This window comes from Streptomyces sp. NPDC049954 (assembly GCF_040656295.1).
GTDB lineage: Bacteria > Actinomycetota > Actinomycetes > Streptomycetales > Streptomycetaceae > Streptomyces.
Genome location: NZ_JBFALS010000003.1, coordinates 81,409 through 96,827 on the forward strand (window position 1 = coordinate 81,409; position 15,419 = coordinate 96,827).

The following is a 15,419-nucleotide window of genomic DNA, read 5'->3' on the forward strand; positions in this document are numbered from 1 at the left end:
CGGTGAGCGAAGCACTCGACGATCTCCTCGACCTGCTCGACCTGGAGCGGATCGAGGAGGACATCTTCCGGGGCCAGTCGCGGCCCGCCCTCGTGCCCCGCGTGTTCGGCGGGCAGGTCGCGGCGCAGGCGCTCGTCGCGGCCGGCCGCACCGTGCCCGCCGACCGGTTCGCGCACTCGCTGCACGCCTACTTCCTGGTCGCGGGCGACCCGGGCGCGCCGATCGTCTACACGGTCGACCGCATCCGGGACGGACGCTCGTTCACGACGCGGCGGGTCGTCGCGATCCAGCACGGCCAGCCGATCTTCCACCTGTCCGCCTCCTTCCAGACGTACGAGGAGGGGCTGGAGCACCAGGCGCCGATGCCGTCCGCACCGGAGCCCGAAACCCTGCCGACCGCCCAGGAGTTGCTGCCGCGCTACGGGGACGCGATCGGCTCCCCCGAGGTCGTGCGCAAACTGCTCCAGGCCCGGGAGGCCGTGGACCTGCGCTACGTCGACGCCCCGCCGTACGCGACGGCGGGACAGCCCCGAGAGCCCCGCTCCCAGGTGTGGTTCCGCACCAACGGCAAACTCGCCGACGACCCGCTGCTGCACGTGTGCCTGGCCACCTACGTGTCCGACATGACGCTGCTCGACTCGGTACTGCTCGCCCACGGGCGCGGCGGCTGGGTCGTGGGCGACGTCGTCGGCGCGAGCCTCGACCACGCGATGTGGTTCCACCGCCCCTTCCGCGCCGACGAATGGCTCCTGTACGACCAGGAGTCCCCCAGCTCCTCGGGCGGCCGGGGCCTGGGCCAGGCCAGGATCTACACCCAGGACGGACGGCTCGCGATCTCGGTGATCCAGGAGGGCGTGATCCGCGTCCCACGCGAACGCTGACGGGGGGCGGGGGCGTGCCCGAAGGGACTGTCCCGAAGGGTTCGGCCCCGTTCAGAAGGTGCCCTCGCGCTTGGCCCACTCGGCGAAGCCGCCCGGCTTGAAGGGCAGCCGGTACCCACTTCTGAGCAGGTCGTCGACCATCTCGGACACCAGGGTGACGGTGAGCTGATCGGTGCGGATCGCCTCGCACATCAGCCCCAGGCTGCCGCGCACCAGGACAGGTCGACCCCGGGCGGCTTCGACGGCCACCCGGTCGTCGACGACCGCCACGGTGCCCGGCGGCAGGCTCTCGGCCAGCGCCAGTACGCCGCATTCCCCGACGTTCCGTCCGTTGTCACCGACCAGGTGGCTCGCATAGTGGGCGAAGGCGCGTAACTGGGCCGGAGAGTCCAGGGTGACCGTCGTGATCCAGTCGGCGCCGAGCACGGCGTGCAGGTGGGGATGGCGGTCCACTCCCCTGCGTACCTCTTCCTCGACGACGTCGGGGATCAGTACGCGACAGCCCTTGAGCACGCTCTTGAGGACGCCGAGCCACTGTGCCTTCGCGAAGTGGCTCAGGGGACCGGTGTCCAGCACATAAGCCGTCCCGTCCTCGGTCACGACGTCACGTTCCAGATCTCCGACTCCTGCACAGGGGGGAGATCGGGGAGAGCGGCTTCGTCGAAGGTGCCGTGGAGCAGGGCCAGCGCCCGGTCGGCTGTGATCACCTCGCGGCGGTAGAGCTTCAGCACGGCCCGCGCGTACGTACGGGGCAGCGCGACCGGCGCGAGGTCCTGGCGGACGACGAGGTTCTTCTCCACGATGTCGGCCTGCTTCGTCTGGACGTGGCGGATGTCGTTGGCGCGGCTGCCGTCCGCCATGCCGAGCTCGACGAGCCTGCGCGCGAGCGTTGCCATGTCCACCCCGTAGTGGCTGGCCGCACGCACCGCGGCGTCGCGCCACGTCTCGCCGGGATCGGACAACCACGCGTTCCAGCACTCCCGCAGGCCCTCGGCGGGGACGAGCAGTGCCCGCGCGAACCGGTCCAGTCTCGCCTCGATGCCCTGGGCCTCGGCGGAGATGCGCCAGTCCAGGGAGAACTCGTCCGCGATGAGGTAGTGGCCGAGTTCGTGCGCGGCTGCCAGGCGGCGACGGCCCACCAGCCTGTGCCCGTTGACGACGGCGACCCCACCGCGTCTGAGCAGCACCGTACCGGCATCCGCGCCCTCTTTGAGGTCCACGGAGAAGATCAGCAGCCCGATGGCCGACACGATGTGTGAGAAGTCGTGAGCGGGCTGCCCCGGCGCCAGTCCGAGGAGCTCGCGCGCGCGGGTCGCCAGTTCCTCCGCTTCCTCTGGGGTGCCGGGGCACGGCAGGGGGTCCGGCTGTCGCGCGACCAGCTCCGGGCAGTGGCCGGTGACGAATTCGGTGTCGCGAGCGACGGATTCCAGCTTCGTGTCGATGGCCTGCCGTGCCACCCCTTCCTGCGCGCCCCGGTACGAGGCGAGAGCCGGCGGTGACTCCTCGACGAACCACTCCACCCGCCGCCCCAGCTCACGCGCGATGGCCACCAGCTCCACGGCGCTCACCCGGCGACTGCCCGACTCGATCTTCGCCAGCGCCGTCCGCTCCATGGCGGTGGCGGCCGCCAGCTGCGCCTGAGTGACGCCGTGCTCCGCCCTGGCCTCGGCGACGCGTGCCCCGATATCCATTGTGCGAATTTAGCACAGTGCACCCTTTCTGGTAACTGTCTGTGCGTGAACGTTGGCTCAGGGTGGGGACCGACTGGTTCAGTGGGCCGGTACGCGCGGTGTGCCGGCACGACACGGGCGGCCGACGTGGCGTGTCCAGCCGCTCCCGACTGCCGCCGCTCGGCATACTGCGCGCCTATGAGCAGCAGGCATGGCCCACCGGGACCTGTACCGGAGCAGCCCCGAGAACCGGTCGCCAAAGACGGGGTCGCCCCCGGCGGCAGCCCTGCCGGCGGCCGGACCGGCGACACCGGGGAAAGCACCTTCACCGTGCTCGTCGCGGCCGGGGCCAACCTCGGGATCGCCGCCGCCAAACTCGTCGCGGGGCTCATCAGCGGGTCCTCCGCGATGCTCTCCGAGGCCGCCCACTCGGTCGCCGACACCGTCACCGAACTCCTCCTGCTGCTCGCCCTCAGACGCAGCGTCCGGCCCGCCGACGAGGAACACCCGCTCGGCCACGGACACGAGCGCTACATCTGGGCGCTGCTCGCTTCGGTGGCGACCTTCGTCGGCGGTGCCGTCTTCTCGGTCTACGACGGGGTCCACACGCTGACCCACGGCGAGAAGATCGGCAACCCGGTCGTCTCGTACGTCGTGCTGGCCCTCGCCTTCCTGCTGGAGGGCTACTCGCTGCGCACCGGGCTGCGGCAGATGGCGGGCGAGGCGCGCGCCACCAGCGTCCCGTTCCGTCACCACCTGCGCTGGACGACCGACACGACGGTCAAGGCCGTCGTCCTGGAGGACTCCGCGGCGCTCGTCGGACTCGTCCTGGCCGCCGCCGGGCTGACCGCCTCCCACCTCGCGCAGGACGGCGTCTACGACGGGATCGCCTCGATCCTCATCGGCCTGCTGCTCGTGTGGGTCGCCTGGGTCCTCGGCCGCTCCAACGCCGAACTCCTGGTGGGCCGCCCGCTGCCCCCGCGGGTGCGGCAGGCCGTGCGCGAGGAACTGCTCGCCACCGCCCACGTCGAGGCCGTCCTCGAACTCGTCACCCTCGTGCAGGGCCCCGAGGAGGCCCTGGTCGCCGCGAAGATCGACTTCAAGGACGCCTCCACCGCCGCGCAGATCGAGTGGGCCTGCGAGAACGCCGAGAACCAGCTGCGGGAACGCTTCCCGCAGATCCGCCGCGTCTACCTCGACCCGACCCCGGGCGGCGGACAGCGCAGACGGGCGGGGCTCAGCCCGTGGGGGGACGCGTGAGCGTGGCCGGGCCCGTTCCGCGCGGGCCCCGGCCACGGGGAGAGGCCCGGTCTCAGGCGGGACGCAGCCGGTAGGCGTACGTGTAGGAGCGTCCCGCGTGCAGCAGGTACTGCTCCAGCGGTGGCGCGCCCCACGAGTCGTTGCCGCCGACCCCGGTCTGGCGGTGGTTGATCCCGAGGACCGTCTCCGCGCGGCGCCGGAGTTCGTAGGGGTGCTTCGGCCCGTCGAGGTCGAACGGGGAGTAGTGCAGCGCGCTCGTTTCCAGGAAGGGCTCGTCCCCGGAGGGATCGGCCAGCACCACGAGCCCGGCCCCGGACCGGTCCGTCAACGAGAAGCGGCGTACGCCGGTCATGTTGCCCATCTGCTCGGGCCGGACGTACGCGGCCTCCTGCCGGTCGACCGTCGACCGGTAGCGGCCGACGAAGGCGGCGGTGTGCCGGTCCCAGTAGTTCTCCTGCGGTCCCCGCCCGTACCAGTCGATCTGCTCGAAGCCCTCGGGCACGGTCAGCAGGGCGCCCACCAGCGGGAGGTCGGGCAGCCCCTCGGGCGCCTCCAGGGTGTGCCTGACGTCGATGCCCGCGTCGCCGCGGAAGGTGAAGACGGTGGTCCAGGTGGACGGCGCGGGGGACGTCGGGAGCGAGCAGACGACCCGGACGGTGACCTCGCCGCGGGAGGGCTGCTCGGCGCTCACGGACGTGACCTTCCGGTCGGTGCCCGCCTTCCGCCACGTGCGCAGCGAGTCCTGGGTGCCGCGCCCGATGTCGTTGTCGGTCGGCCCGCGCCAGAAGTTCGGGACGGGGCCGCCCGCCAGGAGGAGCCGCCCCTTCACCCGGTACGACTCCAGTGTTCCGGTCGTCCGGGAGAGCACCGCCTCGACGTCCCGCCCGCCGACCCGCAGGCTCCCCCCGGTCTCCTTCAGGGTGAGGGCGGGCAGGCGGGTGGGGTCCGGTTCGGCCGGAGCGTGGGCGTGCCAGTCGAGGGCGAGTTGCTCGGCGGCCACGGTGTGCCCGGCCTCGGCCCAGCGGGTCCTGGACTTGAGCACGAAGGAGACGTTCAGCCAGTACTCGGCGCCCGGCTCGGGGGAAGCGGGTGCGTCCACCGGCAGGCGGACGGTTTTCTCCGCGCCCGGCGCCACGTCGGGCGGCGCGAGGACTCCGTGCTGCGTCCGGTGGCCGTCGCGGGTCACCTCCCATCGCAGTTCGTACGCGTCGAGCCCGCTGAACAGGTGCTTGTTGCGTACCTTCACCGTTCCGGCCGCGAGGTCGGCCGCGGCGACCTCCACGGGCTGGTAGACCTTCTTCAGCTCCAGGAGGCCGGGATGGGGCGTGCGGTCCGCGTCCACCAGGCCGTTGCAGCAGAAGTTGGCGTCCGTGGGGTAGCCGGAGTGCCAGTCGCCGCCGTACGAGAGGTAGGTGTGCTTGGCGTCGCCGGGCACCGGCAGCCGGATCGCCTGGTCCACCCAGTCCCACACGAAGCCGCCGTGCAGGTTCGGGTAGCGCTCGAAGATGTCCCAGTACTCCTTGAGGTTGCCGTTGCTGTTGCCCATCGCGTGGGCGTACTCGCACAGGATGAACGGCGTCTGCTCGCCCGACTTGCCGTACGCCTCCACGTCCGCCGGCTTCGTGTACATCTCGCTGTGCATGTCGGCGACCGCGTTCATGCCCTCGTAGTGCACCGGGCGGGAGGAGTCACGCGCGCGCACCCAGTCGGCCATCGCCCGGAAGTCGGAGCCCTCGCCGGCCTCGTTGCCCAGGGACCACACGACGATGCTCGGGTGGTTCTTGTCGCGCTCCACCATCGAGCGGATCCGGTCCACGCACGCGTCGGTCCACTCGGGCAGCGAGGCGGGCACGGTGTCGCGGACGCCGTGGGTCTCCAGGTTCGTCTCGCCGACCACGTACAGGCCGTACTCGTCGCACAGTTCGAGCCAGCGCGGATGGTTCGGATAGTGCGAGGTGCGCACGGCGTTGATGTTGTGCTGTTTCATCAGCCGGATGTCCTCGACCATCCGCGCCTCGCCGACCGCCTGTCCGTGGTCCGGATCGGTCTCGTGGCGGTTGGTGCCGCGCAGCATGACCTGCTTGCCGTTCACCGTGAACCGGCCCGGCCCGCAGTCGACTTCGCGGAAGCCGGTCCTGGTCCGCTGGACGTCGACCACCTCGCCGGCGGCGTCGGTGAGCGTCACGACCAGGGTGTAGAGGTTCGGGTCCTCCGCCGACCAGAGCGCGGGCGAGCGGACGTCGGCCCGGAGCGTCACCTCGGCGTCCTCGGCGCCCGGGGTGACCTCGCCGCTGAGCGGACGGTCCAGGACGCGGCGCCCCCCGGAGTCGAACAGCAGCGCCTCCACGCGGTACCGGCCGGTCTCGCCGCCCCGGCCGCGTACGGTCGTGGTCACGGTCAGGACGGCGTCCCGGTACACGGCGTCCAGGGCGGTGCCCACGAACAGGTCCCGCACGTGGACGGGCGGGACCGAGTACAGGTAGACGTCGCGGAAGATGCCGGACAGATCGATCATGTCCTGGTCCTCCAGCCAGCTGCCGTCTGACCACCGGTACACCTCGACGGCCAGGCTGTTGGCGCCCGCCCGCAGGTACTCGGTGACGTCGAACTCGGCGGGGGTGTAGCTGTCCTCGCTGTAGCCGACGCGCTTGCCGTTGACCCAGACGAAGAACGCCGACTTGACGCCCTGGAAGGAGAGCAGGGTGCGTCGGCCCGACCAGCCGCGGGGCACCGTGAAATCGCGCCGGTAGGAGCCGACGGGATTGAACTCCCGGGGGAGCTGAGGCGGTTCCGGTTCCTCGTAGCCGACCCACGGATAGCGGATGTTGAGGTAGATCGGCTCCGGCCAGCCCTCGATCTCCCAGTTCGACGGGACCTTGATGTGGTCCCAGTCGCTGTCGTCGTAGTCGGGCTCCTCGAAGCCGGTGGGGCGTGCCTCGGGGTTCTTGGACCAGTGAAAGCGCCATTTCCCGTTGAGGGAACGGAAGTAGGGCGACTTCTCCAGGTCCCCGCGCACCGCGGCGGAGACGTTCGCGTACGGCACCAGCCGGGCCCGCGCGGCGTCCCGGTTCACCTGGAAGACCCGCGGTCTGGCGTCCCATTCGGGGCCGGCGGCGGCGAAGGCCCGCTTCTGTGTCGCGAAGACCGCCCAGCCCGCGAGAGCGGCGCCCGTGGAGAGGACGGAACGGCGATTCGGTCGGTATGCGCACATCGAGCGGCTCCGAACGGAAGGCGACAAGAACCATCAGCATCAGACGTGAAAGCACGCCCGCGCAAGGGTCCTGCGTCACCCGCTACGGCAGGAGGCGGACCGCGCGCGGCCGCCCCGCACGGTCCCGCCCCCTCATCCGGTGTGCCCCGGCCCCCGGCGCTCAGTACGCCCGGTCGGCCCCCGGCAGCCCCGCCGCGTTCAGCAGGTACGCGGTCATCGGCTCGTAGAAGCGCGGGTCCCTCACGTGGTCGTCCAGCGGGACCGTCACCTGCATCGTGCCCTCCAGTTCGCCCAGGAACAGGGCCGGGTCGTTGCAGTCCGCGTAGCCGATCGAGTCCAGGCCCCGCTGCCCGGCGCGGCCCGCCCAGCCGTGGTCGGCGACGACCAGGTCCGGCTGGGGCCGGCCCGCCCGGTCGAGGCCGTCCAGGATCGCGCTCATCGGCTCGGGGGAGTGGGTGTGCCACAGGGAGGCCCCGCGCTCGAACACGGCGACGTCGGCGAACTGCACGACGCAGCCCTCGTCGGCGTGCAGACCACCCGGGATGCGCACCACCTCGCAGCCCGCCTCCCGCATCGCCTGCGCCGTACGGCGGTGCAGGTCCAGCAGGGCACCGGGGTGGCCGGTCGCGAACAGGACCCGCTCCCCGCCCTCGGCCGCCTTCCGCAGACGGTCCGCCATGCGGTCCAGTCCGGCCACCGTCAGCTCGGGATCGATCGTGTCCTGGCCCTGACGGAACTCCGGGTCGTCGACGACCCCGCAGCGTTCGGCCATCACGGCCAGGACGTCCTGCTCGTCGCTCCAGCGGTCGCCCAGCTCCAGGCCCAGCCACCAGTTGCGGTCCCCGTTGGCCAGGTGACGGTAGTGCGCCAGGTTGTTCTCACGCGGCGTCGCCACCTCACCCGAGATGCGGGTCTCGATCAGGTGGTCGACCAGTTCGGCACGGCTCGGTATCGGCATGCCCCCATTGTGCCGTGAGGCCCTGCCACCGGCCCGGGTGCGCGGCGGATCGGGCGCGCGGTCTCCGCGTCCGTGGGCGCGGTCCGCATTCCCCGGTCGAAGTCCATCGTTTTGATTTAATGGTCCGGCACGTACCGGCGGCACGGTGGCCCGGAGCCGCGCCCCCCTCTTCCAGGAGCGGACCATGAAGAGTACGAGCGCCGGCGCGGAGCCTGCTGCGGGGCCGCCGAAGGGCGCGAACGCCGCGCCCGCGAGGGGGGCGATCCGGCGGGGCACCAATCTGCCGCGCCTCGGCGGCTTCAACGAGTCCGTCGTGCTGGACGCGATCCGCCGGCACCCGGAGGGGCTCAGTCGCGTCGAACTCGCGGGCGCCACCGGGCTGTCCGCGCAGACGATCACCAACATCACCCGCCGCCTCCTCGACCGCGGGATCGCCCGCGAATCCGGCAGGCGCAGCGTCGGCAGCGGCAAGCCCCGTACCCTGCTCCGGATCGTGTCCGGGGCGCGGTACGCGATCGGCGTGCACCTCGACCCGGCCGTCCTCACCTACGTCCTGCTCGACCTGCTCGGCACGGTCACGGCCCGCCGCCGCGAGCCCGCACCGTACGACGCGGGCCCCGAGCGGGTCGTGGCGGGGACAGCCCGGTCCGTGTCCGCGCTCCTGGCCGAGTCAGGGGTGGACCGCGACCGGGTGCTCGGCCTCGGGATCGCCGCTCCCGGGCCGGTGGACCTCGCCCGCGGGCTCGTCGTCGGACCGCCGGGTCTCCCCGGCTGGGGCACGGTCGCGCTGCGCGAGCGGCTCAGCGAGGCCACCGGTCTTCCGGTGCTGCTCGACAAGGACGTCATCGCCGCCGCCGTCGCGGAACACTGGACGGGAGCGACCACCGACAGTCGCGACTTCCTCTTCTGCTACCTCGGCACCGGCTCCGGCATGGGGCTGGTCGTGGACGACTCGGTGTTGCGCGGCTCCTCGGGCAACCTCGGTGAGACCGGCGGGCTCTGCGCCGCCTGCTCGACCCGCGCCCTGGTCGACGAGGCCGTCGAACTGGGTGCGCTCGACGACGGGTTCAGCACCACCGTCCCCCGGGACGCGCATCGCGGTATGCGGCGGCTCGCGGAACTCGTCGCCGAGGGCGAGCCCCGCGCCTGCGGCCTCGTGGACCGCTGGGGCGTACGGATCGGGCGCGGGGCCGGCGCGGTCGCCGACCTGCTCGACTCCGCCACCGTCGTCTTCGGCGGACCCGTGTGGCCGCTGCTCGGCGGCCGGCTGCTGCCCGCGATCGAGCCGGTGATCGCCGCCTCGCCGTTCGTCCGGCGCGCCCGCCCGGTCGCGGTCACCTCGTCGGCGATCGGGGAGGACGTGGCCGCGGTCGGTGCCGCCTGCCTCGTCCTCGACCAGGCGCTCTCCGCGCAGCCCAAGTCACTGCTGCTGGGCTGAGCCGTCGGTGACCGGAGCGGGTGTCGGTCTCGTGACCGGACGGCTCGTGACCAGATGGACGTGTGACCGGGCGACCTGTGGCCGGGCGCCTTGTGATCAGGTGGCCGTAACCAGATGAGACGGGAGCGTCAGAGATGAACCACGAAGAGCCGGGGCGTAGCGAGTCCGGCGGACGCGGAAGGCCTGGGGGCGCCCCCCTCGGCGGGCGAGACACCGTCCTCGTGACCGGCGCGTCCGGCGGGATCGGACGGTTCGTCGTGACCGCGCTGGCCGACGCCGGGTACCGCGTGGTGGGCGCCGACCGGGAACGCGGCGAGGCGGACGACGGCTGTGCGCGCTTCGTGACCGGGGACCTCGCCGACGCCGCCACCGTCACCACGTGCTTCACGGCCGCCGCCGAGGAGGCCGGGCCCTCGGGGCTCGCCGGGGTCGTGCACCTCGCGGCCTACCCGGCGCCCGGCCTCGTCGCCGAGGACGAGACGCTGCGGACCAACGTCCTGGCCGCGTACCTCGTGTTCCAGGAGGCGGGCCGGCGCGGGGTCCGCAGGATCGTCGCCGCGTCCAGCGCCTCGGCGGTGGGCCTCGCGTGGGCCGACCGCGAACTGCACCCGGCGTACGTGCCCGTGGACGAGGAACATCCCGACCTCACCGTCGACTCGTACGGACTGTCCAAGGTCATGACCGAGCAGGCCGCCGCCTTCACGACACGCCGCTGGGGCACCGACACCGTCCTGCTGCGCTTCCCGTTCGTCGGCGCGGGCGAGCGGCTGCGCGCCCGGCTCGACGAGGTGCACGCCGACCCGGGGAGCAACAGCAAGGAACTGTGGGGCTGGCTGCACACCGAGGACGCGGCGGGCTCCGTGCTCGCGGCGCTCACCGCCAGGCTGAGCGGCCACCACGTCGTCAACGTGTGCGCCCCGGACAGCGCCGCCCTCGAACCGAGCCTCGACCTGCTGGCCGCGTACCACCCGGACACCGAGGTGCGCGAGGGCTTCGGCGGACACGACACCTTCTTCGACACGCGACGCAGCCCGGAACTGCTGGGGTTCGTCCCGCGCCACACCTGGCGCTGAGCGCGGAGGGCGGGGCGCCGCGTCCGTGCGTGGACGCGGGGCGCGTGGACGCGGGGCGGGGCGGGGCGTGGACGTGGCGGCGGCCCGTGGGGACGCGGCGGGGGCGGGCCACCAGCGGCCCCGTGGGGTGGGCCCGGTGCGGTGGATCGCGGACCGCGCGCAAGCCGAGCTGCGGCCCGCTGCCGAGCGGCCGAGCGGCCGAGTGCGAGCACAGGGAGGAGCCCGGCCCGCCCCGCCGTCGGCGGCTCCGCCGGGGACGGCTCTGTCCCCGTGACCTGAGTGAACCCGCGTCCCCCGTCACTTCGTGACCTGGGCTCACCGCCCCTGCGTCCGCCGCTGCCTTCTGGCGCCGTTCCCGCGTTCCCGCGTTCCCGCGTCCGGCCGCCCCCCGCCCCGGTGTCCGTCGCCCGCCCCCGCCACCTGCGCGAACCTCGCCCGTGCCGACCGCGCGGCCCCCCGGCTACAGTCGGGGGCGCGCCACCCGTTCCGAGGGCGATCCCCCCGGCCACCTGCGGCGCTTCCGACACGGCGAAGGCATCCACCATGAGCGAGCAGCAGCACTCCGGGTCCCAGTCCCAGGCCACGGCCCCGGCAGACGGGCGGCCCACCCCGCGCGGACCCGTCGACTCCTCCCGTATCCCGCGCTACGCGGGCCCCGCGACCTTCGCGCGGCTGCCCCGGCTCGACGAGGTCGGGCAGGCCGAGGTCGCCGTCGTCGGCGTCCCCTTCGACACCGGCGTCTCCTACCGGCCCGGCGCCCGCTTCGGCGGCAACGCCGTCCGCGAGGCGTCCCGGCTGCTGCGCCCCTACAACCCGGCGCAGGACGCCTCCCCGTTCGCGCTCGCCCAGGTCGCCGACGCGGGCGACATCGCGGTCAACCCGTTCGACATCGGCGAGGCCGTCGAGACGATCGAGGGCGCGGCCGGCGAACTGCTCTCCACCGGGGCCCGCCTCATGACGCTCGGCGGGGACCACACCATCGCCCTGCCCCTGCTGCGGGCCGTCGCCGAACGGCACGGACCGGTCGCGCTGCTCCACTTCGACGCGCACCTCGACACGTGGGACACCTACTTCGGCGCCGCCTACACGCACGGCACCCCGTTCCGCCGCGCCGTCGAGGAAGGCATCCTCGACACCTCCGCGCTCTCCCACGTCGGCACCCGGGGCCCGCTCTACGGCAAGCAGGACCTGACCGACGACGCGAAGATGGGCTTCGGCATCGTGACCTCCGCCGACGTCATGCGGCGCGGCGTCGACGAGGTCGTCGACCAGCTGCGTCAGCGCATCGGCGACCGCCCGCTGTACGTCTCCGTCGACATCGACGTCCTCGACCCCGCGCACGCCCCCGGCACCGGCACCCCCGAGGCCGGCGGGCTCACCTCCCGCGAACTGCTGGAGATCCTGCGCGGGCTCTCCTCCTGCCGGCTGGTCTCCGCCGACGTCGTGGAGGTCGCCCCCGCCTACGACCACGCCGAGATCACCGCCGTGGCCGCCTCCCACACCGCGTACGAACTCACGACGATCATGTCCCGCCAGATCGCCGAAGCCCGGAAGGACCCCGCGAACCAGTGACCCACGACCACGACCTGGAACTGCGCCCCACCGACGAGCAGACCCGGGCCGCGCTCGATCCGCCCGCCGGACGCACCGGCGGCGACCTCGTCGTCGAGACGCTGCGCGGGCTCGGCGCGACGACCGTCTTCGGACTGCCCGGGCAGCACGCCCTCGGCCTGTTCGACGCGGTACGCCGCTCCGCGCTCGGCTACGTCGGACTGCGCGTCGAGAACAACGCGGGCTTCGCCGCCGACGGGTACGGGCGGGTCACCGGCGAGGCCGCGCCGCTCCTGCTGTCCACCGGGCCCGGCGCGCTCACCTCGCTCGCCGCGCTCCAGGAGGCCGCCGCCGGCAGCTCCCCGGTGCTCGCGATCAGCAGCCAGGTCCCGGTCGCCGGGCTCGGCGGGGGCCGCCACGGCTACCTGCACGAACTGCGCGACCAGGAAGCCTCGTTCCGGGGCGTCGTGAAGTCCACCCACACCGTGCGCACCGCCTCCCAGATCCCCTCCGCGATCGCGGCGGCCTGGGAGTCGGCGCTCACCGTCCCGCACGGCCCCGTCTGGGTCGAGATCCCGCAGGACGTCCTCACCGCCGAAACGGTCCTGCCCGAGGTCAACGCGCCCGACGCCTTCCCGCCCGACCTCGTGCCGCGCCCCGAGCTGACCGCGCTCGCCGCGCACTGGCTCGCGCACGCCGAGCGGCCCGCCGTCCTCGCCGGGGGCGGCGTCGTACGCGCCGACGCGGCCGGGAAACTGCTCGCGCTCGCCGAACACCTCGACCTGCCCGTCGTCACGACGTACGGCGGCAAGGGCGCCTTCCCCTGGGAGCACCCGCTCTCCGGGCAGTCCTGGATCGAGGACCGGCACACCACCGAGTTCCTGGAGGACGCCGACGTCCTGCTCGTCGTCGGCTCCGGGCTCGGCGAACTCTCCTCGAACTACCACAGCTTCGCGCCGCGCGGCCGGATCGTGCAGATCGAGGCCGACCTCGGGAAACTGGAGTCCAACCACCCGGGCCTCGGCATCCACGCCGACGCCCGCCTCGCGCTGACCGCCCTCCTGGAGACCGCCCCGCCGCGCAGCGAACCGGGGGCGCCCGAGCGCGTCGCCGACCTCCTCGGCAAGGTCAGGGCCCGCATCGACGCGCAGGACCTGACCCTGGAACAGGACCTGCTCGCCTCGATCCGGGCGGCGCTGCCCGACGAGGCGCCGAGCTTCTGGGACATGACGATCCTGTCGTACTGGGCCTGGGCCGCCTTCGACGCCCGCCGCCCCGGCACGATGCACTCGGCGCAGGGCTCCGGCGGGCTCGGCTACGCCTTCCCCGCCGCGCTCGGCGCCGCGAGCGCCGACCCGGCCCGCCCCGTCCTCGCCGTCTCCGGGGACGGCGGCGCGATGTACTCGCTCGCCGAACTCGCGACCGCCAGGCAGTACGGACTGCCGGTGACCTGGCTCATCGTGGACGACGGCGGCTACGGCATCCTGCGCGAGTACATGACCGGCGCGTTCGGCGAGACGACCGGCACGGAACTCGCCCGCCCCGACTTCCCGGCCCTCGCCGCCTCCTTCGGCGTCCCCGCGACCCTGACCAGCCCCGAGCGGCTGCGCGCCGACCTCGCCGAGGCACTCGCCGCCCCCGGCCCCTCGGTCGTCGTCCTCCCGGCCGTACCGAGGATGTTCAAGGAGAGCTGACGGCGCGCACGGGCAGCTGAGGGAGCGGGGCCGCGAGGGGAGTCGGCGGGAGGGGCCGGGCACGGCTCCCGGCCCCCGGGGGTTCACCCGGACGGCCCTGGCCCGCTGGCCGCGCCCGGGGTGCCGGGACAGCGTGGGAGCCGTCCCTGCCACACCCCTCGTACCCCGTCCGCAGGGCGCGCAGCGCGTGTGCCCCGCCGGCCGGCGGTCAGGACCTGGAGGACCGTCCCGTGCCTCACCGCGCCCGTACCGTCCGTGCCGTCCTCGCGTGGGTGACGGGTTCCGTGCTGCTGGCGACCGGCTGCCAGACCGTCGCCGGTTCCCAGGCCGCGCAGCAGGCGGCGACCGCGACCGCGATGCCCACCCCCACGACGACCGCGACCGGCCCGGTCCGCCGGCTGTGCACGCGGGCGACCCGGACCGGCTGCTACACCTTCGACCAGCTGCGGCAGGTGTACGGCGCCAAGGCGCTCGACGCCAAAGGCACCGACGGCGAGGGCACGACGGTCGCCGCGCTCAACGTCGTCGGCTCCCCGCACCTCGCCGAGGACCTGAAGACCTTCAGCTCCGCGATGCGGCTGCCCGCCCCGGACCTGACCGTCGTACGCCAGTCCCCGGGCGAGGGCAGACGGGCCGCCGCCTTCGACTGGAGCGACGAGACCATGGTCGCCATGGCCCGCGAGGCCACCATGGACGTCCAGGCCCTGCACGCCATGGCCCCCAAGGCTGACCTGCGCTTCTACCAGGTCGACCTGGAGCAGGCGGACGCGGCGAAGGGCATCACCCCGCGCGCCATGGACCTCATCGCGCGGGCCGTCCGCAAGGCCGTCGCCGAGAACAAGGCCGACGTCCTCTCGCTCAGCTTCGTCTTCCCGGAGACCGGCGACCAGAGCGCGCACGTCGCCCGCATCTACCGCGATCTGCGCCCGGTGTTCGACGAGGCCGCTTCGAAGGGCATCACCGTCGTCGCCGCGACCGGGGACGAGGGAGCCGCCCCCGGCGCCGCCGAGGCCGCGAAGGCCGGACGGCCACCGGTCCGCACCGTGTCCTGGCCCGCGAGCGACCCCGGCGTGACGGCCGTCGGCGGCACCCGGCTCACCCTGGACGACAAGGGACGGCGCCACAGCCCCGACACCGTGTGGAACGACAAGGGCGGCGCCACCGGCGGCGGCACCTCGGTCCTCGCGGCCCGCCCCGACTACCAGGACGGCGTGAAGAGGGTGACGGGGGAGCACCGGGGCGTGCCCGACGTGTCCCTCACCGCCTCGGCGACCGGCTCCACGATGATCTGGTTCACCCACGACCGCACGTCCTCCTGGACCCCCATGCTCGGCACAAGCCTCTCCGCACCCCTCTTCGCCGGCCTCACCGCACTCGCCGCGCAACAGGCCGACAAGCGACTGGGCCCGGTCAACGCGACCCTGTACGGCGCGATCCAGGCCGCCGACCGCGCCGGGCTCGTCGACGTCGTGAACGGCATCAACGGCGAGGCCGGCTACCGCGCCGAACCCGGCTACGACCTCGCGAGCGGCCTGGGCACGGTGGACGCCACCCGCCTGGTCCCGGTACTGGCCCAGGGACAGTGACCTGTCAACCAGCAGCGCCCCAACAACCAGCCCCTCCGGCGCCTGGCTAACCAGCCCCTCCGGCGCCTTGCCTACCAGCCCCTCCGGCGCTTGAGGA

General features: G+C 73.3%; 11 protein-coding genes. 7 read left to right on the forward strand and 4 right to left on the reverse strand.

Annotated elements, in window-relative coordinates:
• Nucleotides 1-2: 2 nt before the first annotated feature.
• Complete coding sequence (gene tesB, locus AB0J21_RS06890; protein WP_363144784.1) at nt 3-881, forward strand: acyl-CoA thioesterase II; 879 nt, start codon at nt 3-5, stop codon at nt 879-881.
• Nucleotides 882-932: 51 nt separating this feature from the next.
• Here the strand turns inward: tesB and AB0J21_RS06895 are convergent, their stop codons facing one another.
• Together AB0J21_RS06895 and AB0J21_RS06900 are read right to left on the reverse strand one after the other, a co-directional pair.
• Entirely contained in the window at nt 933-1,481 is a 549-nt protein-coding gene (locus AB0J21_RS06895; protein ID WP_363144785.1) for a hypothetical protein, read from the reverse strand.
• Nucleotides 1,478-2,572, reverse strand: a complete 1,095-nt coding sequence (locus AB0J21_RS06900) for a helix-turn-helix domain-containing protein (protein WP_363144786.1) — start codon at nt 2,570-2,572, stop codon at nt 1,478-1,480. Before AB0J21_RS06900 ends, AB0J21_RS06895 begins: the two co-directional genes overlap by 4 nt.
• A 177-nt stretch (nt 2,573-2,749) precedes the next feature.
• Between AB0J21_RS06900 and AB0J21_RS06905 the strand changes: the two genes are divergently transcribed.
• A complete protein-coding gene (locus AB0J21_RS06905) occupies nt 2,750-3,811 on the forward strand; it encodes a cation diffusion facilitator family transporter (RefSeq protein WP_363144787.1) in 1,062 nt (353 codons plus the stop codon).
• A gap of 52 nt (nt 3,812-3,863) precedes the next feature.
• On the opposite strand, the gene AB0J21_RS06910 is transcribed toward AB0J21_RS06905, so the two are convergent.
• Nucleotides 3,864-7,022 (reverse strand): glycoside hydrolase family 2 TIM barrel-domain containing protein, encoded by a 3,159-nt coding sequence (locus AB0J21_RS06910; protein ID WP_363144788.1) that lies wholly within the window; start codon nt 7,020-7,022, stop codon nt 3,864-3,866.
• A gap of 160 nt (nt 7,023-7,182) precedes the next feature.
• Nucleotides 7,183-7,980, reverse strand: coding sequence for a phosphatase (locus tag AB0J21_RS06915; protein ID WP_363144789.1), 798 nt, complete (start codon nt 7,978-7,980; stop codon nt 7,183-7,185).
• A 184-nt stretch (nt 7,981-8,164) separates the two neighbouring features.
• On the opposite strand from AB0J21_RS06915, the gene AB0J21_RS06920 reads away from it, so the two are divergent.
• The 5 genes from AB0J21_RS06920 (at nt 8,165) to AB0J21_RS06940 (ending at nt 15,322) form a co-directional block, all read left to right on the forward strand.
• The gene (locus AB0J21_RS06920; protein ID WP_363144790.1) at nt 8,165-9,418 is read left to right on the forward strand and encodes an ROK family protein; all 1,254 of its coding nucleotides are present in this window, start codon (nt 8,165-8,167) and stop codon (nt 9,416-9,418) included.
• A 221-nt stretch (nt 9,419-9,639) separates the two neighbouring features.
• The gene (locus AB0J21_RS06925; protein WP_363144791.1) at nt 9,640-10,491 is read left to right on the forward strand and encodes an NAD(P)-dependent oxidoreductase; all 852 of its coding nucleotides are present in this window, start codon (nt 9,640-9,642) and stop codon (nt 10,489-10,491) included.
• A gap of 543 nt (nt 10,492-11,034) precedes the next feature.
• On the forward strand, nt 11,035-12,063 hold the full coding sequence (gene speB / locus AB0J21_RS06930; protein ID WP_363144792.1) for an agmatinase: 1,029 nt from the start codon (nt 11,035-11,037) through the stop codon (nt 12,061-12,063).
• Nucleotides 12,060-13,736, forward strand: coding sequence for a thiamine pyrophosphate-binding protein (locus AB0J21_RS06935; RefSeq protein WP_363144793.1), 1,677 nt, complete (start codon nt 12,060-12,062; stop codon nt 13,734-13,736). Before speB ends, AB0J21_RS06935 begins: the two co-directional genes overlap by 4 nt.
• A 230-nt stretch (nt 13,737-13,966) precedes the next feature.
• Complete coding sequence (locus tag AB0J21_RS06940) at nt 13,967-15,322, forward strand: S53 family peptidase (RefSeq protein WP_363144794.1); 1,356 nt, start codon at nt 13,967-13,969, stop codon at nt 15,320-15,322.
• Nucleotides 15,323-15,419: the final 97 nt, after the last annotated feature.